Annotated in this window: 23 protein-coding genes and 1 tRNA gene; 10 read left to right on the top strand and 14 right to left on the bottom strand. The window is 71.8% G+C overall.

The genetic code is table 11. The annotated features are described in order from the left end of the window. Positions 1-75: 75 nt before the first annotated feature. The 7 genes from DWB77_RS18775 to DWB77_RS18745 all read left to right on the top strand — a co-directional run bounded on the left by DWB77_RS18775 (position 76) and on the right by DWB77_RS18745 (position 9700). Positions 76-1002, top strand: coding sequence for an amidohydrolase family protein (locus DWB77_RS18775; protein WP_246033883.1), 927 nt, complete (start codon positions 76-78; stop codon positions 1000-1002). A 121-nt stretch (positions 1003-1123) separates the two neighbouring features. Continuing rightward, entirely contained in the window at positions 1124-1864 is a 741-nt protein-coding gene (locus DWB77_RS18770; protein ID WP_120722337.1) for a response regulator transcription factor, read from the top strand. A 132-nt stretch (positions 1865-1996) separates the two neighbouring features. Further along, complete coding sequence (locus tag DWB77_RS18765) at positions 1997-3541, top strand: sensor histidine kinase (RefSeq protein WP_120722336.1); 1545 nt, start codon at positions 1997-1999, stop codon at positions 3539-3541. A 248-nt stretch (positions 3542-3789) separates the two neighbouring features. Beyond that, positions 3790-5070, top strand: coding sequence for a bifunctional glycosyltransferase family 2/GtrA family protein (locus DWB77_RS18760; protein WP_120727958.1), 1281 nt, complete (start codon positions 3790-3792; stop codon positions 5068-5070). After that, entirely contained in the window at positions 5067-7223 is a 2157-nt protein-coding gene (locus DWB77_RS18755; RefSeq protein ID WP_120722335.1) for a glycosyltransferase family 39 protein, read from the top strand. Before DWB77_RS18760 ends, DWB77_RS18755 begins: the two co-directional genes overlap by 4 nt. A gap of 107 nt (positions 7224-7330) precedes the next feature. Beyond that, positions 7331-8845 carry an MFS transporter gene (locus DWB77_RS18750; protein WP_120722334.1) on the top strand — a complete coding sequence of 505 codons (1515 nt, stop codon included), beginning with the start codon at positions 7331-7333 and terminating at the stop codon, positions 8843-8845. Between the two features lie 69 nt (positions 8846-8914). Continuing rightward, positions 8915-9700 (top strand): TetR/AcrR family transcriptional regulator, encoded by a 786-nt coding sequence (locus DWB77_RS18745; RefSeq protein ID WP_120722333.1) that lies wholly within the window; start codon positions 8915-8917, stop codon positions 9698-9700. A 399-nt stretch (positions 9701-10099) separates the two neighbouring features. Here the strand turns inward: DWB77_RS18745 and DWB77_RS18740 are convergent, their stop codons facing one another. The 3 genes from DWB77_RS18740 to DWB77_RS18730 all read right to left on the bottom strand — a co-directional run bounded on the left by DWB77_RS18740 (position 10100) and on the right by DWB77_RS18730 (position 14118). After that, positions 10100-10918, bottom strand: coding sequence for a YceI family protein (locus tag DWB77_RS18740; protein ID WP_120722332.1), 819 nt, complete (start codon positions 10916-10918; stop codon positions 10100-10102). A 158-nt stretch (positions 10919-11076) separates the two neighbouring features. After that, the gene (locus tag DWB77_RS18735; RefSeq protein WP_162952558.1) at positions 11077-13563 is read right to left on the bottom strand and encodes an MFS transporter; all 2487 of its coding nucleotides are present in this window, start codon (positions 13561-13563) and stop codon (positions 11077-11079) included. Positions 13564-13611: 48 nt separating this feature from the next. Further along, positions 13612-14118, bottom strand: a complete 507-nt coding sequence (locus DWB77_RS18730) for a MarR family winged helix-turn-helix transcriptional regulator (RefSeq protein WP_120722330.1) — start codon at positions 14116-14118, stop codon at positions 13612-13614. A gap of 304 nt (positions 14119-14422) precedes the next feature. On the opposite strand from DWB77_RS18730, the gene DWB77_RS18725 reads away from it, so the two are divergent. After that, positions 14423-14638: a hypothetical protein gene (locus DWB77_RS18725; protein WP_120722329.1), complete on the top strand. Its 216-nt coding sequence runs from the start codon at positions 14423-14425 to the stop codon at positions 14636-14638. Positions 14639-14699: 61 nt separating this feature from the next. Here DWB77_RS18725 and DWB77_RS38935 read toward each other — a convergent pair whose 3' ends face one another. From DWB77_RS38935 to DWB77_RS18685, 9 genes are all read right to left on the bottom strand, one after another. Next, positions 14700-14942, bottom strand: coding sequence for a hypothetical protein (locus DWB77_RS38935; RefSeq protein ID WP_246033567.1), 243 nt, complete (start codon positions 14940-14942; stop codon positions 14700-14702). A 700-nt stretch (positions 14943-15642) separates the two neighbouring features. Continuing rightward, the gene (locus DWB77_RS18715) at positions 15643-16494 is read right to left on the bottom strand and encodes an RNA polymerase sigma factor SigF (protein ID WP_120722327.1); all 852 of its coding nucleotides are present in this window, start codon (positions 16492-16494) and stop codon (positions 15643-15645) included. 268 nt (positions 16495-16762) lie between these two features. Further along, positions 16763-17638, bottom strand: coding sequence for an RNA polymerase sigma factor SigF (locus tag DWB77_RS18710; RefSeq protein ID WP_120727956.1), 876 nt, complete (start codon positions 17636-17638; stop codon positions 16763-16765). Positions 17639-17927: 289 nt separating this feature from the next. Then, positions 17928-18221 (bottom strand): Dabb family protein, encoded by a 294-nt coding sequence (locus tag DWB77_RS18705; RefSeq protein ID WP_120722326.1) that lies wholly within the window; start codon positions 18219-18221, stop codon positions 17928-17930. A gap of 47 nt (positions 18222-18268) precedes the next feature. Continuing rightward, entirely contained in the window at positions 18269-18430 is a 162-nt protein-coding gene (locus DWB77_RS37860) for a hypothetical protein (RefSeq protein ID WP_162952557.1), read from the bottom strand. A gap of 441 nt (positions 18431-18871) precedes the next feature. After that, a tRNA-Ser gene (locus tag DWB77_RS18700) sits at positions 18872-18956 on the bottom strand. Positions 18957-19014: 58 nt separating this feature from the next. Further along, entirely contained in the window at positions 19015-19443 is a 429-nt protein-coding gene (tadA, locus tag DWB77_RS18695; protein ID WP_120727954.1) for a tRNA adenosine(34) deaminase TadA, read from the bottom strand. Positions 19444-19487: 44 nt separating this feature from the next. Then, positions 19488-20045 carry a hypothetical protein gene (locus DWB77_RS18690; RefSeq protein ID WP_120722325.1) on the bottom strand — a complete coding sequence of 186 codons (558 nt, stop codon included), beginning with the start codon at positions 20043-20045 and terminating at the stop codon, positions 19488-19490. Positions 20046-20273: 228 nt separating this feature from the next. Further along, entirely contained in the window at positions 20274-20453 is a 180-nt protein-coding gene (locus DWB77_RS18685; RefSeq protein WP_120722324.1) for a hypothetical protein, read from the bottom strand. A gap of 123 nt (positions 20454-20576) precedes the next feature. On the opposite strand from DWB77_RS18685, the gene upp reads away from it, so the two are divergent. Beyond that, positions 20577-21212: a uracil phosphoribosyltransferase gene (gene upp, locus DWB77_RS18680; RefSeq protein WP_053725981.1), complete on the top strand. Its 636-nt coding sequence runs from the start codon at positions 20577-20579 to the stop codon at positions 21210-21212. Positions 21213-21310: 98 nt separating this feature from the next. Here upp and DWB77_RS18675 read toward each other — a convergent pair whose 3' ends face one another. Next, entirely contained in the window at positions 21311-21949 is a 639-nt protein-coding gene (locus tag DWB77_RS18675; RefSeq protein WP_120722323.1) for a LytR C-terminal domain-containing protein, read from the bottom strand. Between the two features lie 323 nt (positions 21950-22272). Then, complete coding sequence (locus DWB77_RS18670) at positions 22273-22569, bottom strand: type II toxin-antitoxin system VapB family antitoxin (protein WP_053725882.1); 297 nt, start codon at positions 22567-22569, stop codon at positions 22273-22275. A 96-nt stretch (positions 22570-22665) separates the two neighbouring features. Between DWB77_RS18670 and DWB77_RS18665 the strand changes: the two genes are divergently transcribed. Continuing rightward, a complete protein-coding gene (locus DWB77_RS18665) occupies positions 22666-24429 on the top strand; it encodes a helicase HerA-like domain-containing protein (protein ID WP_246033566.1) in 1764 nt (587 codons plus the stop codon). The last annotated feature ends 469 nt before the right edge of the window (positions 24430-24898 follow it).

Here is a 24898-nt window from a genome sequence, read left to right as displayed (position 1 = left end):
GCCGGGCGGAGGGGCGGCGCGGCACCGAGGAACGGCTGCGTCGCGGATTCAGGCGCCCGCCCCGGAACGGCCGGTATCGAAAGCGCCGCCAGTGCTGGGCCTCGGGACGGGGCGCATGTTCGGGGGTTTTGGGGGCGGATCGGGGTTCCCGGGGGGATTGATGTGCATACGCACTTCATGCCGCAGCGGGTGCTCGACAAGGTGTGGCGGTATTTCGACTCCGCCGGGGAGTTGGTGGGCGGGGTCGAGTGGCCCATCACCTATCGGGCGGAGGAGGCCGAGCGGGTGCGGTTGCTGCGGGAGGAGTTCGGGGTGCTCGCCTTCACCTCGATGATCTACCCGCACAAGCCCGGGATGGCCGCGTGGCTCAACGGGTGGAGCGCCGGCTTCGCGGCGCGGACGGACGGGTGTCTGCACACCTCCACCTTCTTTCCCGAGCCCGGGGTCGCCGCATATGTCCAAGACGCCCTCGAAGCGGGCACCCGGGTGTTCAAGTCCCATGTACAGGTGGGGAGTTACGACCCCGGTGATCCGCTCCTCGACCCCGTCTGGGGGCTGCTCGCCGAGGCGGACGTGCCCGTGGTGATGCACTGCGGCTCCGGGCCCGCGCCGGGGAAGTACACCGGGCCCGGGCCGATCGGGCGCGTGCTCGCGCGCCACCCCCGGCTGCGGCTGATCGTCGCGCACATGGGAATGCCGGAGTACGCCGACTTCCTCGACCTCGCCGAGGCGTACGGCTCCGTCATGCTCGACACGACCATGGCCTTCACCGACTTCAGCGAGCGCCTCGCGCCGTTCCCCTCCGGCGAGCTCGGCCGGCTGGCGGATCTCGGGGACCGTGTGCTGTTCGGCTCGGACTTTCCCAACATCCCCTACCCCTACATCCACCAACTGGAGGCGCTGGAGCGGCTCGGGCTCGGGGACGCGTGGCTGCGGGCCGTCTGTCACGACAACGCGGCTCGTCTCTTCGGGCCGGCCCCCGGGCGACCTTCGGGCGAGTAGACCGCCCCGCACCCGAGCCCCCCCCGCCGAGCCGCGCCGAGCGGCCCCGCGCCCGTACTTTCTCAGGGAAATCACAGGATCGGCCAAGGCTGTTCTCACGGCCCCCTCACAGGGTGGGCGCATGACCGTTACCTCCTCGCCCCAGGGGCGGACCGAAATGCTCAGGCCGGACGGCAGTCCCGTCCGGGTGCTCGTCGTGGACGACGAGGCGCCGCTCAGCGAGCTGCTCTCCATGGCCCTGCGCTACGAAGGCTGGGACGTGCGCAGCGCCGGTGACGGTGCCGGGGCGGTGCGCGACGCCCGGGCGTTCCGGCCCGACGCCGTGGTCCTGGACATCATGCTGCCCGACATGGACGGCCTCGCCGTCCTCGGCCGGCTGCGCCGCGAACTCCCCGACGTGCCGGTGCTCTTCCTCACCGCCAAGGACTCCGTCGAGGACCGGATCGCCGGGCTCACCGCGGGCGGCGACGACTACGTCACCAAGCCGTTCAGCCTGGAGGAGGTCGTGGCCCGGCTGCGCGGTCTCATCCGCCGCTCGGGCGCGGCGGCCCTGCGCAGCGAGTCGGTGCTGACCGTCGGCGACCTCACCCTCGACGAGGACAGCCACGACGTGACCCGGGGCGGGGTCAACATCCACCTCACCGCGACCGAGTTCGAGCTGCTCCGCTTCCTGATGCGCAACCCGCGCCGGGTGCTCAGCAAGGCGCAGATCCTGGACCGGGTGTGGTCGTACGACTTCGGCGGCCAGGCCAACGTGGTCGAGCTGTACATCTCCTATCTGCGGCGGAAGATCGACGCCGGGCGCTCCCCGATGATCCACACCCGGCGCGGCGCGGGATATCTGATCAAGCCCGGGGAGTAGGACCGCGTGGGGACGCCCCGAGCAGCACGGACGGCACGAGCAGCACGGACGGCACGGGCAGCGCGGACGCCCCGAGCGGCGCGGACGGCACGCACCCTCCGGGGGCCCTGGTCGCTGCGTACCCGGCTCGTCGTGTCGGCGGTGGCGCTGCTCGCCGTGGTGGGAGCCGTCATCGGGACCGTGACGGTGCTCGCGATGGGCGCCAACCTCCAGAGCCAGCTCGACGCCCAGTTGCGTGGCGCCCTCGTGCCCGGCCGGATGGTCGGCCACGAGTCGCCGGGCTCCGGCCCGCTCGCCGGCGACCCCGGCAGCGGTACGGGCACTGGTACTGGTACTGGTACTGGTACGAACAAGGGTGCCGGGCGGATCGACTTCGTCGTGTCCCGGCCCGGGCAGCCGCTGCACGCGGTGGCGGCCGGCGCGGGCGCCGACGGACGGGTCGCCGGTGCGCAGGCGGTCCGGCCCGAGCGGCAGGGCGAGGCTCGCAGCGCCGCGCTGACCGCCGCGCAGACCCGGGCGCTCGCCGCCGTGCCCAAGGACGGCCGGGTGCACTCCGTGACGATCGCCGGCCTCGGCGACTACCGGGCCGTGTGGGACCGCGAGAACGACTTCGTGCTCGGCTTCCCCAACGCCGCCGTCGACTCGACCGTCAACACCCTTGTGGTGGTGGTCATTTGCGTGACCGCCGCCGGGCTCGTCGCCGCGGGGATCGCGGGCGCGGCCATCGTCGGGGTGGCCCTGCGGCCGCTGCGCAGGGTCGCGTCGACGGCCACCCGGGTATCCGAACTCCCCCTGCACAGCGGCGAGGTGGCGCTGCACGAGCGGGTTCCGGCGGCCGAGGCGGACGCCAGGACCGAGGTCGGCCAGGTGGGCGCCGCGCTCAACCGGATGCTGGACCACGTCCACGAGGCGCTCAGCGCGCGCCAGGAGAGCGAGACGCGGGTGCGGCAGTTCGTCGCCGACGCCAGCCATGAACTCAGGACCCCGCTCGCCTCCATCCGCGGGTACGCCGAGCTGACCCGGCGCGGACGCGAGGACGTCGGGCCCGACACCCGGCACTCGCTCGGCCGCATCGAGTCGGAGGCGGCCCGCATGACGGGCCTGGTCGAGGACCTGCTGCTGCTCGCCCGGCTCGACGCCGGACGCCCGCTCTCGTACGAGAGCACTGATCTCTCCGCCCTGGTGGTGGACGCGGTCGGGGACGCCCATGCCGCCGGGCAGGGGCACACCTGGCGGCTGCAACTGCCCGAGGAGCCCGTCGCCGTGTACGGGGACGCGGAGCGGCTCCAGCAGGTGCTGGTCAATCTGCTCGCCAACGCCCGTACGCACACCCCGCCGGGGACGACCGTCACCGCCCGGGTCGAGGTGCGCGGGCCGGACGCCGTCGTCGCGGTCGAGGACACCGGGCCCGGGATCCCGTCCGCCCTGCTGCCGCGCGTCTTCGAGCGGTTCGCGCGCGGGGACGCCTCCCGTTCGCGCACCGCCGGGTCCACCGCCGGGTCCACCGGCCTCGGGCTCGCCATCGTGCAGGCCGTCGTCGCCGCGCACGGCGGCCGGGTGGACGTACACAGCCGGCCCGGGCGGACGGTGTTCACGGTCCACCTCCCCGGCGCGCCCGGCTCCGCCGCCCCGGCCCCCACCTCACAGGCTGAGCACAGGTCGACCACACAGGTGTGACAGCGGGGCTCGCGAGGGTCGCACGTATGCGAACCGACCCCTCTGCGAGCGCCCCCGGCGCTACGGGCGCCCCGACCGCGCCACACGCGGCCGACCCGGCGCATCCGACACCGCACCCGGCGGACCCGAGGCATCCGACACCGCACGCCACCGACCCGGCGCATCCGACACCACACCCGGCGCCGCACACGCCGCCGCACCCGACGAAGTCGCCCCCGCAACCGACCGCCCTCCCCGCCCGGCAGCATCTGCCCGTGCAGGCGGCCGGCGTGCCCGTGCTCGATGTGACCGTTCCCGTCCACAACGAGGAGCGGGACCTGGAGCCCTGTGTGCGGCGGTTGCACGAGCACCTCGCGCGGACCTTTCCGTACGGCTTCCGCATCACCATCGCCGACAACGCCAGCACCGACTCAACTCCCTTGATAGCGGCCGCACTTGCCGGTGATCTGTCCGAGGTGCGGGCCTTCCGGCTGGAGGAGAAGGGGCGCGGGCGGGCCCTGCGCACCGTGTGGTCGGCGTCCGACGCGCCCGTGCTCGCGTACATGGACGTGGATCTGTCCACCGACCTCAACGCCCTGTTGCCGCTGGTCGCTCCGCTCATCTCCGGCCACTCGGACCTCGCGATCGGTTCGCGTCTGGCGCGGTCCTCGCGGGTGGTGCGCGGCGCCAAGCGGGAGTTCATCTCGCGTACGTACAACCTGATCCTGCGCGGCTCCCTGGCGGCCCGGTTCTCCGACGCCCAGTGCGGGTTCAAGGCGATCCGGCGCGATGTGGCGCAGCGGCTGCTGCCGATGGTCGAGGACAGCGGGTGGTTCTTCGACACCGAGATGCTGGTGCTCGCCGAGCGGGCCGGACTGAGGATCCATGAGGTGCCGGTGGACTGGGTCGACGATCCGGCCAGCACCGTGCACATCGTCAGCACGGCGATGGACGACCTCAAGGGGGTGTGGCGCGTCGGGCGGGCGCTGGCGGTGGGGGCGCTGCCGCTGGACCGGCTCTCGCGGCCGTTCGGCGACGACCCCAGGGACCGGCAGCTCCCCGGGGTGCCGGGGGGCCTGGCCCGCCAGCTCGTCGGGTTCTGCGTGGTGGGCGCGCTCTCCACGCTCTTCTACCTCGCCCTGTACGCGCTCGCGCGCACCGCCATGAACCCCCAACTCGCCAACGCCACGGCCCTGTTGGTGTCGGCGGTCGCCAACACCTCGGCCAACCGGCGGCTGACCTTCGGGGTACGCGGCCGGGACCGTGCGGTACGCCACCAGGCGCAGGGCCTGGCGGTGTTCGCCATCGGGCTCGCCCTGACCAGCGGCTCGCTCGCCGCCCTCGACGCCGCGCACGCGCACGCCGCGCACTCCACCGAGGTGGCCGTCCTGGTCGCGGCGAACCTCGCGGCGACGGTCCTGCGCTTCCTGCTGTTCCGCGCCTGGGTCTTCCCCGACCGCGCGAACGCCCCGGGCGGGGCGACCTCCCCCGCCGCCGTCACGCCGGAGACGGCTTCCTCCCACCCCCACCCGAAGGGCGACGCACGATGACCACGACCTCCTCCCCGCAGGCCGATCCGCGCGAGGGGGTCGCGGCGGCCCGGCGTCGTCGGGGTGCCCCGGCCCGGTTGTGGCGCGGCCGGCCCGACGACCCGGCCTGGGCGCGGCCCGCGCTCCTCGCGCTGCTCGCCGCCACCTGCGTCGCGTACCTGATGAACCTCGGCGCCTCCGGGTACGCCAACTCCTTCTATTCGGCGGCCGTCCAGGCGGGCAGCGAGAGCTGGAAGGCGTTCTTCTTCGGTTCGCTGGACGCCGCCAACGCGATCACCGTGGACAAGCCCCCGGCGGCGCTGTGGCCGATGGCCCTGTCCGTACGCCTCTTCGGCCTCGGCTCCTGGCAGATCCTGCTGCCCGAGGTGCTGATGGGCGTGGGCACGGTCGCCGTCCTGTACGCGGCGGTGCGGCGCCGGTTCAGCGCGGCGGCGGGGCTGATCTCCGGCGCGGTGCTGGCCCTGACGCCCGTCGCCGCGCTCATGTTCCGCTTCAACAATCCGGACGCCCTGCTCGCGTTCCTGATGACGGTCACCGTGTACTGCGTGCTGCGTGCCCTGGAGGGGGCCCGTACGAAGTGGCTGGTGTGGGCCGGGGTCGCGATCGGCTTCGCGTTCCTGACGAAGACGCTCCAGGCCTTCCTGATCCTGCCGCCGCTCGCGCTGCTGTACGCCGTGTGCGCGCCCACCTCGGTGCGGCGCAGGCTCGGTCAACTCGCCCTGGCGACAGGCGTGTTGGTGGTATCGGGCGGATGGTGGGTGGCGGTCGTGGAGCTGTGGCCGAAGTCGTCCCGGCCGTACATCGGAGGCTCCCAGCACAACTCGTTCATCGAGCTCACCTTCGGCTACAACGGGCTCGGGCGGCTCAGCGGCGACGAGACGGGCAGTGTCGGCGGCGGTGCCCGGCCCGGCGGCATGGAGCTGCCCGCGGGCATGGAACTCCCGGCCGGAATGCGGGCGGGCGGCCGTGGTGGCGGTGGCTGGGGCGAGACCGGCATCGGCCGGATGTTCAACTCCGAGATCGGCGGCCAGATCTCCTGGCTGCTGCCCGCCGCCCTGCTGTTGCTGGTCGCGGGTCTGGTCATCACCTGGAAGGCCGGGCGCACCGACACCGCGCGGGCCGCGTTCCTCGCCTGGGGCGGGGCGCTCCTGACGACCGCCGGGGTCTTCAGTTTCATGGCCGGGATCTTCCACCAGTACTACACGGTGGCCCTGGCGCCCTTCATCGCGGCGCTCGTCGGCATGGGCGTCACGGTGCTGTGGGAGGAACGGGCGCGCATCGGGGCGGCCCTCACGCTCGGAGTGACGGTGGCGGGCACGGCCCTCTGGTCGTACGTGCTGCTTGGGCGCACCCCGGATTATCTGCCGTGGCTGCGCTGGGCGGTGTTGATCGGCGGGCTCGCGGCGGCGGTCGGCCTCGCGCTGACGGGTCGGCTGAACCGTCGGCTCGCCGTCGGTGTAGCGGGGCTCGGCTTCGCGGTCGCGCTGGCCGGTCCCGCCGCGTACACGGTGAGCACCCTGGAGACCGGGCACACCGGCTCGATCGTGACGGCGGGCCCGGCCGGGGCGAGCGGAGGCCCTGCGGGCGGCGGACCGGGTGGGGGCGGGCCTGGTGGCGGCGGTGGACGGACGCGGTTCGGCGGGGCGCCGGGCGCGGGACAGAACGGCACTCCGGGCCTGCCACCCACCACACCCACCACGCCCAACGCACCCGCCTCACCCGGCCAGGACGGTCAGGGCGGCCGCACCGCTCGCGGAGGGATGGGCGGTCTGCTGGACGGCGCCGAGGTGGGCGCCGATGCCGAGGCGCTCCTGCGGAAGAACGCGGATCAGTACACCTGGGCCGCGGCCGCCATCGGTTCGCAGAACGCCGCGAGCTACCAACTCGCCACCGCGGAGCCCGTGATGGCGATCGGCGGCTTCAACGGCAGCGACCCCTCACCGACGTTGGCGCAGTTCAAGCGGTACGTCGCGGACGGGAAGATCCACTACTTCGTCTCCAGCGGCGGCGGAATGATGGGCGGCGGCGGTGGCGGTCGGGGCGGTCAGTCCGGGGGCAGCTCCATCAGCAGCTGGGTCGAGTCGTCCTTCAAGAAGGTGACGGTCGGCACCGCCACGTTCTACGACCTGACGTCACCGGTGGCGGCGGGCTGAGGCCCGCACCGGGGGAGGTGGTCACGCGAATTCACTTTACGGCGTAGAAGAACTCCTTTACGGTGTACAAGACAGCCCTTACACCGTATAAGGAGCGAGGAGCCGCCATGACGGCCACGACCGCCGAGAACTCCACCACCACCCCCACCGGGCATCCGCAGCGCTGGTTGATCCTCGGCGTCGTGTGCGTGGCCCAGCTGACGGTGCTGCTCGACAACACCGTCCTCAATGTCGCCATCCCCTCCCTCACCACCTCGCTGGGCGCGTCCACCGCCGACATCCAGTGGATGATCAACGCCTATTCGCTCGTCCAGTCCGGGCTGCTGCTGACCGCGGGCAGCGCCTCCGACCGATACGGGCGCAAGAAGATGCTCGCGGCGGGGCTCGCCCTCTTCGGCATCGGCTCGCTGGCGGCCGGCCTCGCGCAGAACTCGGGGCAGCTCATCGCGGCCCGCGCGGGGATGGGCATCGGCGGGGCGCTGCTCATGACCACGACGCTCGCCGTCGTCGTGCAGATCTTCGACGACGCGTCCCGGATCAAGGCCATCGGCATCTGGGCCACCGTCAACTCCCTGGGCTTCGCGGCCGGGCCGCTCATCGGCGGGGTCATGCTCGACCACTTCTGGTGGGGCGCGATCTTCCTGGTCAACATCCCGGTGGCGGTGCTCGGACTGGTCGCCGTGATCACGCTCGTACCGGAGTCGAAGAACCCGCAGGGGGAGCGGCCCGACCTGCTCGGGGCGCTGCTCTCCACGATCGGCATGACCGGCGTGGTCTACGCGATCATCTCCGGGCCGGGCCACGGCTGGCTCTCCACCCATGTGCTGGTCTCCGCGGGCGTCGGCGCGGTGTTCCTCGCGGCCTTCGTACGGTGGGAACTGTCCATCGAGCACCCCATGCTGGACATGCACTTCTTCCGCAACCAGAGGTTCATCGGCGCGGTCGCCGGGTCGATCCTGGTCGCCTTCGGCATGGGCGGCTCGTTGTTCCTGCTCACCCAGCACCTCCAATTCGTCCTCGGATACGGTCCGTTGGAGGCGGGGCTGCGGACCGCGCCGCTCGCGCTCAGCGTCGTCGCGCTGAACATGACGGGCGTCGGGGCGAAGCTGGTCACCAAGGTCGGCACCCCGCGCGCCATAGCGATCGGCATGACCGCGAACGCGGCCGGGCTCGCCTCGATCGCGCTGCTCGGCGCACACAGCTACGGCGGCACACTGCTCGGCCTGGTCGTCATGGGCGCGGGCATCGCGCTGTCCATGCCGGCCATGGCCAACGCCATCATGAGCGCGATCCCGCCGGAGAAGGCCGGGGTGGGCGCGGGCGTGAACGGCACGCTGGGCGAGTTCGGCAACGGGCTCGGCGTGGCGGTGCTCGGCGCGGTCCTGAACTCCCGGTTCGCGGCGCTCGCGCCGGTGGCCGCGGCCTCGCTGCCCGCGGCCCTCGGCGCCGCCCGGGACGACGCGGAACGGGGCAGGATCGCCGACGCGTTCGCCTCCGGCCTGGAGACCAGCCAGCTGGTGGGCGCGGTGGCGGTGCTCGCGGGCGGACTGCTCGCGGCGGTCCTGCTGCACCGCGCCGAACGATCGGCGCCCGCACCCGCCGGAGCGGCTCCCGCCGCATAGCATCGTCGGGGGTGCGATCCCCCAAGGCCCTTGAGGGGGTGCGAGAACCTAGGCCAGAGGAGGGCGGCGATGGTGTCGGCGGCGGACCGTAGCAAGGATGCGGCGCGTACCAGCGTGTGGCTCGGCAGCAAGGCGGGCCACCGGGTGCGGCGCGCGGAGCCGGCCGAGGGCGGGCCCGCGCTCGACCGGGACCGGATCACCGCCGAGGCCGTACGGCTGCTCGACGCCGAGGGCGCCGCCAAGTTCTCCATGCGGCGCCTGGCGGGCGAGCTCGGCGTCACCGCGATGTCCCTCTACTGGTACGTCGACACCAAGGACGACCTCCTCGAACTCGCCCTCGACGCGGTGTTCGCGGAGGTCGACCTGCCCGACGCGGCGGACGAGGCGGCCGACTGGCGCGATCAGCTCCGCGCGGTCGCCGTCGGCTATCGTGCGGCCTTCGTCCGCCACCCCTGGGCGTCCGCGCTGGTCGGGCGCTACCTCAACATCGGGCCGCACTCCATGGCCTTCTCGCGCACCGCCCAGCGCATCATGGCGCGCACCGGGCTCCCGCCGCACGGGCAGATGGGCGGGCTCGCGGCGGTCTTCCAGTTCGTGTACGGGTTCGGCACGATCGAGGGCACGTTCGTGAAGCGCTGCGCGGATGCCGGGCTCACCCAGGACGAGTACTTCGCCTCGGCGATGGGGGCGTTGGTGGAGCGGCCGGAGTATCGGGAGCAGTTCGCGGATGCGGCGGAGTTGATGGCGGCGCGGGGTGGGGAGACGGTGGTGGACATGCGTCAGCGGGACTTCGACTTCGCGCTGTCCCTGCTGATCGCGGGCATCGAAGCCCTACGCCCTGCGGGCCGCGCCTAGGGGTTGGGGGCCGGCCCCCAACCCCCTGGGGCTCCGCCCCAGACCCCGACGCGTTTTCCCACCCGCCCGCCCGTAGGCGCAGGGTTGGATGGCCCGGGCCTCCTGGGGCTCTGCCCCAGACCCCGTATCGCGCCTTAAGGGCGCTCGTCCTCAATCTCCCCCAAGGCCTTAAGGGCCAGGGGGGACCCCCATGACAGGCTGAGGTGCTGGCCAGCGCCGAGTAGTTAGGGGCGCGGGGAACTGCGCGACCAGCCCCGCACGGCCCGCAGACGAAAACGGGGTTTCTTGGGGGCGCGAGGAACTGCGCGAGGGTTTAGGGGCGCGGGGAACTGCGCGGACAGCTCTGCGGCACGCAGGCCCGCCAGCGCCCCCCACCCCCCCCGGGAGGGCGGCGCGGGCTCAGCCAGCCGGCAGGACCTCCCCCTGGACCGTCTGGATGTCCAGGGACACCCGCAGCGTCGTCCCGATCGCGGAAACCCCCGCCCGCACCACCTGGTTGTAATTCATCGCGAAATCCTCGCGCCGCAGCTCCGCCGTCGCCCGGTACGCCGCCCGCACCCCGCCCCACGGGTCGGGACCCGTGCCGAGGTAGGTGAGGTCGAGGTCGACCTCGCGGAGTACTCCGTGCAGGGCGAGTTCGCCGTGGACCGTCCAGCGGTCGGGGCCCGCCGGGGTCAGGCCCGTGCTGCGGTAGGTGATCTCGGGGAAGCGCTCGACGTCGAGGAAGTCCGGCGACTTCAGATGCCCGTCCCGCATCGCGTTGCCCGTGTCGATGGACGCCGCGCCGATGACCGCCTCGACCCGCGACTTCTCCAGGTCCTCGGCGATCTCGATGCGCCCGCCGAACTCCCCGAAGCGGCCGTGCACGCTGGAGATCCCCAGGTGCTGGGCGACCGCGCCGACCGACGAGTGCGCCGGGTCGATCGTCCAGGGGCCCGGCGGCGGCAGCTCGACGCCGCCCTGCCGGGCCAGTACCACCGTGCCGACCGAGGCCCGGCCGCTCGCCGTCACCAGCGCCGTGGAGGCGGCCGGCGCGTATCCGACGGCCGTCACGATCACCGTGTACGGGCCGGGCGCGAGGGCCACGTCGGCCGCGACCGAACCGTCCTCGGCCGCCGCGGCGCGCAGCACCTGTGTGCCCGTCATGTCGGTCATCGTCACCACGGCGTGCGAGAGCGCCCAGCCGTCGCGCGTCCTGACCTGTGCCCGCAGTCCCATCCCGTTCTCTCTTCTCTCCTCGAAAAAAAGTCGGGCCCCGGGGGCGGGGCGGCCGGCCGTCCCCTGCCCGCCGCCCCTGCCCCGGGGCCCATTTCCACACCGGGCGCGACCGCCTCCGCTCGAAGCGGGCCGCACCCGGGGGTCTGAAGCAACCCCGACTACTCGCCGGGGTGGGCGAGTTCGACGTCGTGGCCGTCGACGCCGCGCCCTGCCACGGTGAGCGAGCCGGCCACCGGCGGGTAGCCGGTCGCGATCAGCGTGTACTCGCCGGAGTTGAGGTCGGCGAAGGCGTACGCGCCGTCCTCGCCCGTCGTCGCGTTGGCGACCACGTTGCCCGCCGCGTCCAGGAGGGTGACCCGGGCGTCGGCCAGCGGGCGCCGGTCGGCGCCGCCGCGGATCGTGCCCTGGACCAGCGCGCCGGCCTGGAGCGCGGCCTCGACGCGGGTCACTCCGTAGCCCGCGATCTCCACCGGCAGGGCCAGCGGGCGGAAGCCGTCCGCGTTGACCGCCACGGTGACCTGGCCCGGAACGAGCTCGCCGAAGGTGAACTCGCCCGTGGCGCCCGACTTCCCGGTGGCCAGCAGGTCGCCGCGGACATCGGTCACGATCACCATCGCGCCTTCGACGGGCGCCCCGGTCTCGGCGGCCTTGACCGCACCGACCAGGCCACTGGTGCCGGACAGGAGGATGTCGTACGAGAGCGGCTCGGCGCCCACCACGATCGTCGAGGCCTGCGGCTGGAAGCCGTCGGCGGCCGCGATCAGGACGTAGCTGCCGGCGCCCGGCGCGGCGAGCGCGTACCCGCCGTCGGGGCCCGCCACCGCGCGGCCGAGCTGGCTGCCGCCGAGCGAGATCAGGGTGACGGCCGCGGAGGCGACGGGCGCCCCCTCGGCGGCGCGAACCGTGCCGCGCACCACGATGCCGTCCACGGCCGGAGCCGGGGCCGGGGCCGCGTCCACCACCGGGGCGGTGAGGGTCGCGGCGGCCGGGGCGGCCTCGACTCCCGCAGCCGGGGCGGGGGTTTCGGCCACCGGCGTCTTCTCGGCGGCGGCGGCGGCGCCCACGGCGTGGGAACGCAGCGGGATCTCCTTGATGAAGAGCGTGATCAGGAAGGCGAGCAGCGCGCACGGCGCCGCGTACAGGAACACATCGCCGACACCGTGCCCGTACGCGCTCTCGATGACGGTACGGATCGGCGCGGGCAGCGTCGCCAGGTCCGGGATGGCCCCGGAGCCGCCACCGCTCTTGGCGGCGGCAGCGCCCTGCGGGCCGAGCGCGGTGAGCCCGTCCGTGACGTAGTGGGTGACCCGGTTGGCCATGACCGCGCCGAGCGCCGAGACGCCGACCGCACCACCGAGGGAGCGGAAGAACACGACGACGGAGGAGGCCGAGCCGAGGTCGGCGGGGGAGACCTGGTTCTGGGTGCACAGGACCAGGTTCTGCATCATCATGCCGATGCCGAGACCCATCAGGGCCATGTAGATCGCGAGGTGCCAGTACGGGGTGTCGTAGCGCATCGTGCCGAGCAGACCGAGGCCCGCCGTCACCAGCACACCACCGCTGACCAGCCACGCCTTCCACTTGCCGGTCTTGGTGATGATCTGTCCCGAGACGGTGGACGAGATGAAGAGTCCGCCGATCATGGGGATCGTCATGACACCGGACATCGTCGGCGTCCGGCCGCGCGCCAGCTGGAAGTACTGCGAGAAGAAGACCGTGCCGGCGAACATCGCGACACCCACGAAGAGCGAGGCGAGCGAGGCCAGCGTGATGGTGCGGTTGCGGAACAGGCGCAGCGGGATGATCGGCTCGCTGGCCTTCGACTCGGCGAGCACGAACAGCGCGCCGAGCACGATCGAGCCGCCGACCATCGCGTACGTCTGCCACGAGATCCAGTCGTACTTGTTGCCCGCGAAGGTCACCCAGACCAGGAGCAGCGAGACAGCCGCGCTGATGAGGAACGCGCCGGTCCAGTCGACCTTGACGTCCCGCTTGACGACGGGGAGCTTCAGGGTCTTCTGGAGCACGATGAGCGCGATGACGGCGAACGGCACGCCGACGTAGAAGCACCAGCGCCAGCCGAGCCAGTCGGTGTCGGTGATCAGACCGCCGAGCAGCGGGCCGCCGACCGTCGCGACCGCGAACGTGGCGCCCAGGTAACCGCTGTAACGGCCGCGCTCACGCGGCGAGATCATGGCGGCCATGATGATCTGGGCGAGCGCGGAGAGACCGCCGACGCCGATGCCCTGGACCACGCGGCAGGCGATGAGCATGCCCGAGCTCTGGGACAGACCGGCCACGATCGAGCCGGACACGTAGATGATCAGGGCTATCTGGACCAGCAGCTTCTTGCTGAAGAGGTCCGACAGCTTGCCCCACAGCGGGGTGGTCGCGGTCATCGCGAGCAGCGAGGCCGTGACGACCCAGGTGTAGGCGGACTGGCCGCCGCCCAGGTCGCTGATGATGTGCGGCAGTGCGTTGGAGACGATCGTCGAGGACAGGATGGCGACGAACATGCCGAGCAGCAGCCCGGAGAGCGCCTCCATGATCTGCCGGTGAGTCATCGGCGCGCCACCGTCGGACGGCGCGTGCCCTCCGTGCTTGGCGTGGCCGCCCCGCACACCGGCTGGTGTGGTCGTAGCCATGAAGTTCCTTGTCTTGTGCGTGGGTTGGGCAGGTGTACGGGTGTGGTGCTAAGCGGGTGTACGGGTCGGCGGACGGGTCTCGGGGGCCCGGGCCTCTCCCGTATGGAGGGCCCGGGCGTGGGGTGCCCGGCAATCTCCGAAGGAATCACGCAGCCGGGCCAGCATCGCGTTGAGCTGCCCGACCTCGTCGTCCGACCAGTCCTTGAGGGTGTGCGCGAACATCTCCGTGGTGCGCGTCCCCAGGTCGTCGATCATGGCCTGGCCGGCGGGGGTGAGCCGCAGGATCCGTGAGCGCTTGTCGGCGGGGTCGGCGGACCTCTCGATCCAGCCCCGCTGGGCGACGTGCGCGACATGACGACTCGTCACCGACATGTCCACCGCGAGGAGTTCGGCGAGTCTGCTGATCCGCATCTCGCCGTGGCGCTCCAGGAGGGTCAGCACCGCGGCCGAGCCGCCCGGGCACTCGGGCGGCAGGATCCGCGCGAGCCCGCGCTTGACCGCGCCGATGGCGCTGAGCTGCCGGGCCAGCTCCTCGTAGAGGCTCTGCGCGGCCATGGACACCTCCCTGGAAATCTTGTTGCTTCGGGCAACCATAAGATTGTTGGTTGCCGAAGGCAAACTAAATCCGGGATGCTGGAGCAAAGGAAGCGCAAAGGCTTCGCAAGTGAAAACCCAAGGTGCAGGTCAAGCCCTTGCGGGCGGGGGTGCGGAGTTTTCGTGGCAGCGCTCGCCGGGGCTCATGGAAGCCCGTGGGGCCCCTCGCGGCGCGGGGCGCACCCGGGCCGGAGCCGTCTCGCGGGCGCGTTCGCGCGGGGGCGGGGGTTGGGTGGAACCCCCAACTTCGCTAGGGTCCTGCCCCATGGCACACAACCCCCACGCACCCCAGGGTCCCGAGGGCTACGACCCGGCGGGCTCCACGCAGATGTTCCGCGCCTTCGTCGACGAGGGCGCGCCCCAGGGCGGCCGGCCGGCCACCCCGGCCGCGGCTCCGGCGGGCCCACGCGTAGGCCTGATCGTCGGCGTGGTCGCCGTGATCGTGGTCCTCGCCGCGGTGGCCTGGCTGGCCCTGGGCTGAGGCGTTCTCGGCCCGTCCACGATGTGAGCGGGCGGGGGGGTGGGGGCGAGAGAGCGGCCCCCTACCCCCAACTGGCCGTCACGGAGCGGGTTTCCACATGCATCCCCAGCGGCACCCGCCAGGCGTCCACACACACCGCGTACGTGCGCGACCGTACCGTCCCCGCGGGGATCGGCACCGGCAGGTCCTGACGGGACGTGATGGTTGCCCAGTCCACCCCGAGCAGCCCGATGATGTGCGTCGCGAACATGACGCTGCCCGATGTCACCGCCGTCCCCCCGGTGTTGCGGAACTGCACCGTCACGTTCTCGCACCACCGGTGATCCGCCGCCGACCGGCTCGGCGCCCCGAGCGCGAGCACGGCCGGCCCGGCGGGCGGACGGGGCCGGCCAGGATCGGACGGCGTACCGGGTGGAGTGGACGGTGTCCCTGGAGCGCCGGGCCCTCCCGAAGAAGAACCGGGCTGCCCCGGAGTCCCCGTAGCGCCCCCGCCCCCGGGCACCCCTGACGTTCCGCCCCGGCCCGAACTCCCGTCCCCGGAAGGCGAACCGGAGCCACCGGAGGCCCCCGGCGTCGCCCCCGCTGGAGAGCCGGCGCCCGCCGCAGTGGACGGCGTACCGGAGGCATCGGATGCGCCGGGAGCATCGGACGTACCGGAGGCATCGGATGTGCCGGGAGCGCCGGGCGCACCCGGGGCCCCGGACGTACCGGGAGCGCCGGGCGGTGCTGACCGCGACCCCGGCATGCCCGAACCGTCCAGGGGGACCAGCTCCACCCTGCCGTGGGGTGGCACCGCGCGGCCCGGAGCGTCGGGGCCGGCGCCCACGGCGCCGACCGCCACATAGCCGGCCCCGGTCCCGCCCCCGGCGCAGGCCGCTAGGGCGCCACCCAGGCCCAGCACCACGGCCGCCGGGATCCCGATCAGCGCAGCACGTCGTCGCATCGCGCCAGTGTGTCTGACGGAGCGTCAATTAACCAGGGTGTCAGTCGGGTTGGGCCGGGCCTCAGTCGGAGATCAGGCCCTCGCGGAGCTGGGCCAGCGTGCGGGTCAGCAGGCGCGAGACGTGCATCTGGGAGATGCCGACCTCCTCGCCGATCTGCGACTGCGTCATGTTCGCGAAGAAGCGGAGCATGATGATCTGCCGTTCCCTGGGCGGGAGTTTGGCGAGCAGCGGCTTCAGGGACTCGCGGTACTCGACGCCTTCGAGCGCCGTGTCCTCGTAGCCGAGCCGGTCCGCGAGCGAGCCCTCGCCGCCGTCGTCCTCGGTGGCGGGCGAGTCGAGCGAGGAGGCGGTGTAGGCGTTGCCCACCGCGAGCCCGTCGACCACGTCCTCCTCGGACACCCCGAGCACCACGGCCAGTTCGGGGACGGTGGGCGAGCGGTCGAGCTTCTGCGCGAGTTCGTCGCTGGCCTTGGTGAGGGCGAGCCGCAGCTCCTGGAGGCGGCGCGGCACCCGCACCGACCACGAGGTGTCGCGGAAGAAGCGCTTGATCTCACCGACGACCGTCGGCATCGCGAACGTGGGGAACTCCACGCCACGTTCGCAGTCGAAGCGGTCGATCGCCTTGATCAGACCGATCGTTCCGACCTGGACGATGTCCTCCATCGGCTCGTTGCGGCTGCGGAACCGGGCGGCCGCGTACCGCACCAGGGGCAGGTTGAGCTCGATGAGGGTGTCGCGTACGTACGTACGCTCCGGGCTGTCGTTGTCCAGCGTGGCAAGGCGCAGGAACAGGGAGCGGGACAGCGTGCGGGTGTCGATGGCTGCGGTGTTTGCGGCGTGTCGGTGCACGGTGGGTGCGGGAACGCTCTTGGTGAGCGTGAGCACCTTCGAGCTGCCCTGTTCTACGGACATGCCAACCCCCTTGAAGTTGCGGCGGTCGCGGACGGTCGTGTGTGGGCCACGACCATCACAGGAAGCAGCCTCCACCTGAATACCGGACGGGGGGCTGCGGCAAACGCGGTTTCCGCAGAATGTCACATGTCGGCAACACGCTGTAGTGACTTGTCGACAAGGCAAGTCGGAGTACGTGCAGGAAACGGGGGGTGTGGGCTTTTTCGACCGGGGATCTTTTTACCGAGCCCAAAAAACGGCAAACAAGGGCCCGGCTCACTCGAACCGGTTATGCCTCGATTCGATTTGCGGATCGCAGTCGGGCGAAGCTCCTGGCCAGGAGCCTTGACACATGCATCTGCGACACTCCCAATTCCTGGCTGATCTGGGACTGCGTCAGATTGCTGTAATAGCGGAGCATCAGGATCCGCTGCTCGCGTTCGGGCAGTTGTACGAGCAGATGGCGGACCAGGTCGCGGTGTTCGACCCCGGCGAGCGCGGGGTCCTCGTAACCGAGCCGGTCGAGCAGGCCGGGCAGACCGTCGCCCTCCTGGGCGGCCTCCAGGGAGGTCGCGTGGTACGAGCGGCCCGCCTCGATGCAGGCCAGCACCTCGTCCTCGCCGATCCGCAGCCGCTCGGCGATCTCGCCGGTGGTGGGGGAGCGGCCGTGCAGGGTCGTGAGGTCCTCGGTGGCGCCGTTCACCTGTACCCACAGCTCGTGAAGGCGGCGCGGGACGTGCACGGTGCGGACGTTGTCGCGGAAGTAGCGCTTGATCTCGCCGACGACGGTGGGCATCGCGAAGGTGGGGAACTGGACGCCACGGTCCGGGTCGAAGCGGTCGATCGCGTTGATCAGGCCGATGGTGCCGACCTGGACGACGTCCTCCATGGGCTCGTTGCGGCTGCGGAACCGGGCGGCCGCGTACCGCACCAGCGGCAGGTTGGCCTCGATCAGCGCCCCGCGCACGCGGTCGTGTTCCGGGGTGCCCGGTTCGAGGTTCTTGAGCTGGCCGAAGAGCACCTGGGTGAGGGCGCGGGTGTCCGCGCCCCTGGTGGAGGTCCTGACGGGTCCTCTGGGGCCCTCCGCGGTGTCCTGTGCGGGCACGTCGGGGGTGTCCTGGGGCTCGTTCTGGGGCGGCACTTGAGGCGTAGTACTGGCCGGCACGGTCACGCCACCCCTTAGTCTTCGGTCCACTCATCCGTCAAAAGCGGTCATAGCATCACAAGACATGTCCACTGTGTGCAAGCACCGTATAACCACGTGTTGAGGGCAAGTTGGGACAGATGGCCCGGTCAGCGGCGTGCCGGGTCACGAAAAAGCCCCGCACCTCTCAGGTGCGGGGCCGGGCCGCGTACCGGTTCGGCCGACGGATCGGTGCCGGACCGGCGGTTGATCGGACGCCGAATCGAACCGTGGACCGGGCGCCGAATCGAACCGTGGATCGGACGCCGGGTCAGAAGGGGTAGTCGGCGATCACCCAGGTGGCGAACTCGCGCCACTGTCCGGCCGCCGCCTGGTGGGCGGGGTGCTCGATGTACCGCTTCAGCGCGTCCGCGTCGGCGACGGCGGAGTTGATGGCGAAGTCGTACGCGATCGGCCGGTCGGTGATGTTCCAGGCGCACTCCCAGAACTCGATCTCGGGAACGATCCCGTCGAGCTCCTGGAAGGCCTTCACACCGGCGACCACGCGCTCGTCGTCGCGCCGGACGCCCTCGTTGAGCTTGAACAGGACCAGGTGGCGGATCATGACGTCTCCTACGAACGCGGCTGTTACGACGGGGTTGGACGGGCCGCTCAGCGGACCAGGTTGGTCATGAACTCGCCGACGCCCTTGGCCGCACTCGATATGCCCTCGAACCCGGTCTGGACCATCCCGGCGGCCTGCACCGGCGACGTGATGATCGTGTACAGCACGAAGACCACGGCGATGTAGAGCAGGACCTTCTTGATGTCCACTGTGTCGAGCCCCTCCCCGGCGCCACCCCTGTGCGGTCGGGTGAGTCTAACCGCCGTCCGCCCGGTCCTCACCCGGCCTTTAAGGACCAAGGACCCGGTGATCGGGGCCGTTTGCCCGGCGGTACGGGAGTGACGGGAGAGCAGGATGGTTGGTGAGCCCGCCTCATCTGGCAGGAATGCGGAGGGCTCAGGAACAGGACCTCACTGCGGGGTCCGCGCCGCGCGCTTCCCCCTGACTGCGGCGCAGGGCTTGCAGGTTCTGTTCTCGTCGGGGGGAGCGGCTTGTCCCCCCCGATGCCGCTCCCCCCGTCCCCGAGTCGAAGCCCCGGTCGCCCCCGACCGGGGCTTCTTCGCGTCCGCGACCGGGTACGACCGGGGTTCCCACGCGTTCACGGCCGGGCACGCAAGAAGGGCCCCGACACTGTCGGGGCCCTTCAGAAGCGGTAGCGGAGGGATTTGAACCCTCGGTGAGTTTCCCCACACTCGCTTTCGAGGCGAGCTCCTTCGGCCGCTCGGACACGCTACCGAGAGAGAGCTTAGCCCAAGGTGGCCCGTGGTTTGAAATCGGTTCGGGGAGAGCTGGATCACCGCTGCCGGAAGAAGGCCGTGAGCTGCGCCGAACACTCCTCCTCGAGGACGCCCGCGACGACTTCGGGGCGGTGGTTGAGCCGTTGGTCGCGTACGAGGTCCCACAGCGATCCGGCCGCTCCGGCCTTCTCGTCGCGGGCCCCGTAGACGACCCGCTCGATGCGCGCCTGCACGAGCGCGCCCGCGCACATCACACACGGCTCCAGGGTGACGACGAGCGTGCAGCCGGTCAGCCGCCACTGACCGGTGCGGTGTGCCGCGCGCCGGATCGCGAGGACCTCCGCGTGCGCGGTCGGATCGCCGGTGGCCTCGCGTTCGTTGTGCCCGGACGCCAAGAACGTGCCGTCCGGGGCGAGCACGACCGCGCCGACCGGCACATCGCCGGCCGACTCGGCCTGTGCGGCCCCGGCCAGGGCGGAGCGCATCGGCTCCGCCCACCGTTCGCGTACGGGGTCGTGCGGATGGAGCACTAGCGGACGGCCTCCAGGACCTCGGCCGCGCCCAGCGCGTCCGCGATCGTCACGAGGGCGTCGCCGTCGAGTGCGAGCAGCCGGCGCTCGCTCACTCCGAGGTCGGCGAGGATCGCGCTCTCGCCGAGCGGGCCCGCAGGGGCACTGCCGATGGCGTCCGACGGGTCGTCGACGGCCTCCGGCTCGTCCGCGGCCCCGGTGGTCGCGTCCTCGTAGCCGTCCTCCGTGCCGTCGAGGTCAAGGGTCTCCAGCTCGTCCTCCTCGTCGTCCTGGTCGTGGCCGAGCAGTTCGTCGGTGAGCATGGCCCCGTACGAGGAGCGGGCTGCGACGGCGGCGTTGGAGACGAAGACACGCGGGTCCTCCTCGCCGTCGACGCGGACGACGCCGAACCAGGCGTCCTCCTGCTCGATGAAGACGAGCACCGTGTCGTCGGCCCCGTCGGTTGCTGCTTCCCGGGCCAGATCGGCCAGATCGGACAGCGTCTCCACATCGTCGAGCTCTGTGTCGCTCGCTTCCCACCCGTCTTCGGTGCGCGCGAGCAGTGCGGCGAAGTACACCGTGACTCTCCCACTGGTCGTAGGCGTGCCGGTTGGGGGTCCCCCCGGCTGTGCTTCCTTCGGAATCGTGGCAGAAAACCCGGCGGTTGCGAGAGTTCTTCCGCGGTTGCGTTTTTCCGGTCGCCGCGATCACGGGTTCCGACAGGCCGTGATCACGGGTTCCGGGCCACCCCGGTCACGGGTTCCCGGCGGCCGCGACCGCGGGCGCCACAACGCCGGTTTCACGGGTCACCAGCGGAAGGTTCGCATGCGCATGGCCTGGCGCATACGGGCCGCGCGGGCGCGCCGCGGCTGGACCCGGTCGCGCAGCGCTTTCGCCTCGTGCAGTTCGCGCAGGAACTGGGCGCGCCGCCGCCTGCGCTCCGCGTCGCTCTCCGGTTGTCGCTCTGCGCCGTGCTGGTCCGGCATTGGCTCACACCGCCCCGGGTCGGTTCGTCTCTCTCACCTTCCCCCCGTTCGGGCTCTTGACGCCAGCGTCAACCCTCACCAGGTGGGACGCGGGGCCGCCACGCCCCGGTTACTGTGGTCGTCATGCGGATCCATGTCGTCGACCACCCTCTCGTGGCGCACAAGCTCACCACGCTGCGCGACAAGCGCACCGACTCCCCGACCTTCCGGCGGCTCGCCGACGAGCTGGTCACCCTGCTCGCCTACGAGGCCACCCGGGACGTGCGCACCGAGCAGGTGGACATCGAGACCCCGGTGACGCCGACGACGGGCGTGAAGCTCTCGTACCCGCGTCCGCTGGTGGTCCCGATCCTGCGGGCCGGCCTCGGCATGCTCGACGGCATGGTGCGGCTGCTGCCGACCGCCGAGGTGGGCTTCCTCGGCATGATCCGCAACGAGGAGACCCTGGAGGCCTCCACGTACGCGACCCGGATGCCCGAGGACCTCTCCGGCCGCCAGGTGTACGTCCTGGACCCGATGCTGGCGACCGGTGGCACGCTCGTCGCGGCCATCCGTGAGCTGATCAAGCGCGGCGCGGACGACGTCACCGCGGTGGTGCTGCTGGCCGCCCCCGAGGGCGTCGAGATCATGGAGCGCGAGCTGGCGGGCACGCCGGTGACCGTGGTGACCGCCTCGGTCGACGAGCGCCTCAATGAGCACGGCTACATCGTGCCGGGCCTGGGTGACGCGGGCGACCGCATGTACGGGACCGCCGACTAGCGGTTGGCGCGGGGGCCGCCCGACCGGCGGCCCCGTCGCAGGACGCAGGGCGTTGTCAGCGCGTTGTCAGCGCGTTGTCCGCCACAGTGTCAGCACGTTCAGCACTTACCGGAGGGCGCGGGTGCGGGCTTGGCCAGGGCGGCCAGGGCCGTGTCCGCGTCCTTCGGCGTGTTCAGGTCGCCGAACGTGGTCCCGAGGATCAGGTCGACGTCCTGCGTGTCGCGCGTGTCGGTCTTCTGCGTGGCGCCCTTGAGCTGCGCGCCCAGTACGGAGAAGGGTCCGCGGGCCGCCGTCGGGGCGCCGAGCAGCACTCCGTTGCCGGGAACCTTCTTGTCGTACTCGGCGGGCGCGTTGCCGACCTTGCCGATCGCGAAGCCGCGCTTCTTCAGCTCGTCGGCGACCGCCTTGGCGAGACCGCCGCGCGGGGTCGCGTTGTAGACGTTGACGGTGATCTGCGCGGGCTTCGGCAGCGCCTGGGGGGCGGCGGCCGCGGCGGTCGACGCCGAGGGCGAGGGCGTCGGGCAGTTCTTCTGGTGGGCGGCGGCCTTGGTCTTGCCGCCGCCGCCGAAGACGTCGATGAGCTGGATCGTCCCCCAGCCGATCAGGCCGAGGGCCACGACCGCGCCGACCAGCGCGAGGACCAGTCGGCCGCGCTTGCGGGGACGTCGCATCCGCGGGTACGCGTCACCCTTGACGCGGTACTTTCCGCCCATGCCGGGGGGAGTGAGCATGCTCATAGGCGCAGGGTAGTGCCGACCCGGGACGATGCCTACTAAACGATCAACGGGTGGCGTACATGTGCGCCCGTATGCGTCCGAAAGCGTCCGAAAGGCTCACCCGGCTGTCGGACTCGATCCGTATCGGGTACGTGCGATCGAACCCGGTCCCTTTCGGGTACGCGCCCTGTCGCACGCGGCGCACTTCGGGTCCGCGCTCTGCCGGACGAAGTGGCCCGTTCCGCGTCCGAACTCTGCCGGCCTCGGCCCGGTTCTGATTCGCGTCCGAGCTCTGCCGGACTCCTGGGGCCTTTTCGTGCCCGTGCTCTGCCTCGGACTCAGACTCAGTCCATTTCGAGGACGCGGGCGTGCAGGACCTGGCGCTGCTGGAGCGCCGCCCGTACCGCCCGGTGCAGCCCGTCCTCCAGATAGAGGTCGCCCTGCCACTTCACGACGTGCGCGAAGAGGTCCCCGTAGAACGTGGAGTCCTCGGCGAGGAGGGTCTCCAGGTCCAGCTGGCCCTTGGTGGTCACGAGCTGATCGAGCCGGACCGGGCGCGGCGCGACGTCCGCCCACTGCCGGGTGCTTTCCCGGCCGTGGTCGGGGTAGGGCCGCCCGCTTCCGATGCGCTTGAAGATCACACGGAAAGCCTACCGGGCGAGCGGCTCCGGGCGCAGCCATGGAGCGCGAGTGCGATCCTGGGCAAAACGCCCGAAACCCGACGCAGGGGGCCCGTCATGACCGACAGCGACCAGACGGCGGCCGGGCGCGAGCCCGTCGGCGCCGCGCCGTCGGCGGGGACGCCGGCCGGTACGGCGCCCGGGGACGGGACACCCGACGAAACCGGAGTGCGGGATCCCGCACCAGCGCCCGCGGCCACGCCCACGCCCCCCGCGTCCGCCCCGGGCTCCTCCCCGACACCGGGCACCCCGGCGACCCCCCGGGCCCAGGCCTTGCCGCAGGTCGCGGCCGACATCGCCGCCGGGTACGCCTTCACCGGGCCCGCGCTGGAACTGGGCGCCCTGCTCTGGGACGGCCAGTGCCTGGCGGACGCGCCCATCCGCATCCCGCTGTCCATGCTCAACCGGCACGGCCTGGTCGCCGGGGCGACCGGCACCGGCAAGACCAAGACCCTCCAGCTCATCTCGGAACAGCTCTCCGCCAACGGCGTACCGGTGTTCCTCGCCGACGTGAAGGGCGACGTGTCCGGCATCTCGGCCCCCGGCAAGCCGGGCGACAAGGTGGCCGAACGGTCCGCACAGGTGGGCCAGGAGTGGGAGGCGGCCGGATTCCCCTGCGCGTTCTACGGCCTCGGCGGCATCGGCCCCGGCATCCCGCTGCGCGCCACGGTCACCAGCTTCGGCCCCGTACTCCTGTCGAAGGTGCTCCAGCTCAACCAGACGCAGGAACAGTCGCTGAGCCTGATCTTCCATTACGCGGACACCAAGGGTTTGGAGCTGTACGACCTGAAGGACCTGAGGGCGGTCGCCGGCTTCCTGGTCTCGGACGTCGGCAAGGCGGAACTGAAGGGAATCGGCGGCCTGTCGCCCGCCACCGCCGGCGTGATCCTGCGGGCGATCACGGCGTTCGAGCAGCAGGGCGCGGCGTCGTTCTTCGGGGAGCCGGAGTTCGACACGAGCGAGCTGGTCCGCCTGGCCCCGGACGGCCGCGGCCTGGTGTCCGTCCTCGAACTCCCCGCGGTCCAGGACAAGCCCCAGCTCTTCTCCACCTTCCTGATGTGGCTGCTGGCCGACCTCTTCCACCGGCTCCCCGAGGTCGGCGACGTGGACCGGCCCAAGCTCGTCTTCTTCTTCGACGAGGCACACCTGTTGTTCAACGGCGCGTCGAAGGCGTTCCTGGAGTCGATCACCCAGACCGTGCGGCTGATCCGCTCCAAGGGCGTCGGCATCTTCTTCGTCACCCAGACCCCCAAGGACGTCCCCGGCGACGTCCTGGCCCAGCTCGGCAACCGCGTCCAGCACGCGTTGCGGGCGTTCACGCCGGACGACGCGAAGGCCCTGAAGGCGACGGTACGGACCTTCCCCAAGTCCCCCTACGACCTCGAGGAACTCCTCACCGGGCTCGGCACGGGGGAGGCGGTCATCACCGTACTGAGCGAGAACGGCGCGCCGACCCCGGTCGCGGCGACCCGGCTGCGGGCCCCCCGCTCCCTGATGGCCCCCATCGACCCGGCTGCCCTGGACCAGGCCGTCAACTCCTCACCCCTGTACGCGCGTTACGCCCAGGCGGTGGATCGCGAATCGGCCTTCGAGAAGCTGTCGGAGGCGGAACGCAAACGGGAGGAAACGGCAGTGACGGAGGCCCTGGACACCGCGGCCCCCGCCCCTTCGCCCAGCCCGCGGAAGCGGGAGGCGTCGCGGGACGCGTCGCTGGCGGAGCAGGTGGTGGGCAGCGGGATCTTCCGCTCGCTCGCGCGGTCGGTGGGGACGCAGCTGGGCCGAGAGATCTCAAGGTCCCTGTTCGGAACGCGGAGGCGGTAGGGGGCGGGTTTCTTCCCCCACCCCGCCCCTCCCCGAAACCCTCCGGGGGGTGGGGGTACGGGGCCGCATGCCAGGCGCGGGTGGGGTCGTTGACCACTCGCCCAGTTCCCCGCCCCCCTGAAACCCGCTTTCACCCGCGGGCCGTGGGTGGCTGGTCGCGCAGTTCCCCGCGCCCCCAAAACCCGTTTACGCCTGCGGGCCGTGGGTGGCTGGTCGCGCAGTTCCCCGCGCCCCCAAAACCCGTTTTCGTCTGCGGGCCGTGGGTGGCTGGTCGCGCAGTTCCCCGCGCTCCTGAACCCTCTCGATCCTGCGGACCGTGCTCGCTTCTCGCGCAGTTCCCCGCGCCCCTTAACTGCTCGGTGCTGGGGCACCTTCAGCCTGTCCGGCGTTTGAGGACGAGCGCCGTTCAGGCGCGAACGGGGTCTGGGGCGGAGCCCCAGGAGGCCCGGGCCATCCAACCCTGCGCCTA

It is taken from the genome of Streptomyces hundungensis, from assembly GCF_003627815.1.
Lineage (GTDB): Bacteria > Actinomycetota > Actinomycetes > Streptomycetales > Streptomycetaceae > Streptomyces > Streptomyces hundungensis_A.
The sequence above is the reverse complement of the archived record's forward strand: the minus strand, read 5'-3'. Positions and strand labels throughout refer to the sequence as shown.

Bases quoted from the DNA above. Each gene is read 5' to 3' on its own strand.
- DWB77_RS18770 (WP_120722337.1), top strand. From the start codon at position 1,124: ATGACCGTTACCTCCTCGCCCCAGGGGCGGACCGAAATGCTCAGGCCG.
- DWB77_RS18755 (WP_120722335.1), top strand. From the start codon at position 5,067: ATGACCACGACCTCCTCCCCGCAGGCCGATCCGCGCGAGGGGGTCGCG.
- DWB77_RS18750 (WP_120722334.1), top strand. From the start codon at position 7,331: ATGACGGCCACGACCGCCGAGAACTCCACCACCACCCCCACCGGGCAT.
- DWB77_RS18745 (WP_120722333.1), top strand. From the start codon at position 8,915: ATGGTGTCGGCGGCGGACCGTAGCAAGGATGCGGCGCGTACCAGCGTG.
- DWB77_RS18740 (WP_120722332.1), bottom strand. From the start codon at position 10,918: ATGGGACTGCGGGCACAGGTCAGGACGCGCGACGGCTGGGCGCTCTCG.
- DWB77_RS18735 (WP_162952558.1), bottom strand. From the start codon at position 13,563: ATGGCTACGACCACACCAGCCGGTGTGCGGGGCGGCCACGCCAAGCAC.
- DWB77_RS18730 (WP_120722330.1), bottom strand. From the start codon at position 14,118: ATGGCCGCGCAGAGCCTCTACGAGGAGCTGGCCCGGCAGCTCAGCGCC.
- DWB77_RS18725 (WP_120722329.1), top strand. From the start codon at position 14,423: ATGGCACACAACCCCCACGCACCCCAGGGTCCCGAGGGCTACGACCCG.
- DWB77_RS18715 (WP_120722327.1), bottom strand. From the start codon at position 16,494: ATGTCCGTAGAACAGGGCAGCTCGAAGGTGCTCACGCTCACCAAGAGC.
- DWB77_RS18705 (WP_120722326.1), bottom strand. From the start codon at position 18,221: ATGATCCGCCACCTGGTCCTGTTCAAGCTCAACGAGGGCGTCCGGCGC.
- tadA (WP_120727954.1), bottom strand. From the start codon at position 19,443: ATGCGCTCCGCCCTGGCCGGGGCCGCACAGGCCGAGTCGGCCGGCGAT.
- DWB77_RS18685 (WP_120722324.1), bottom strand. From the start codon at position 20,453: ATGCCGGACCAGCACGGCGCAGAGCGACAACCGGAGAGCGACGCGGAG.
- upp (WP_053725981.1), top strand. From the start codon at position 20,577: ATGCGGATCCATGTCGTCGACCACCCTCTCGTGGCGCACAAGCTCACC.
- DWB77_RS18675 (WP_120722323.1), bottom strand. From the start codon at position 21,949: ATGAGCATGCTCACTCCCCCCGGCATGGGCGGAAAGTACCGCGTCAAG.
- DWB77_RS18665 (WP_246033566.1), top strand. From the start codon at position 22,666: ATGACCGACAGCGACCAGACGGCGGCCGGGCGCGAGCCCGTCGGCGCC.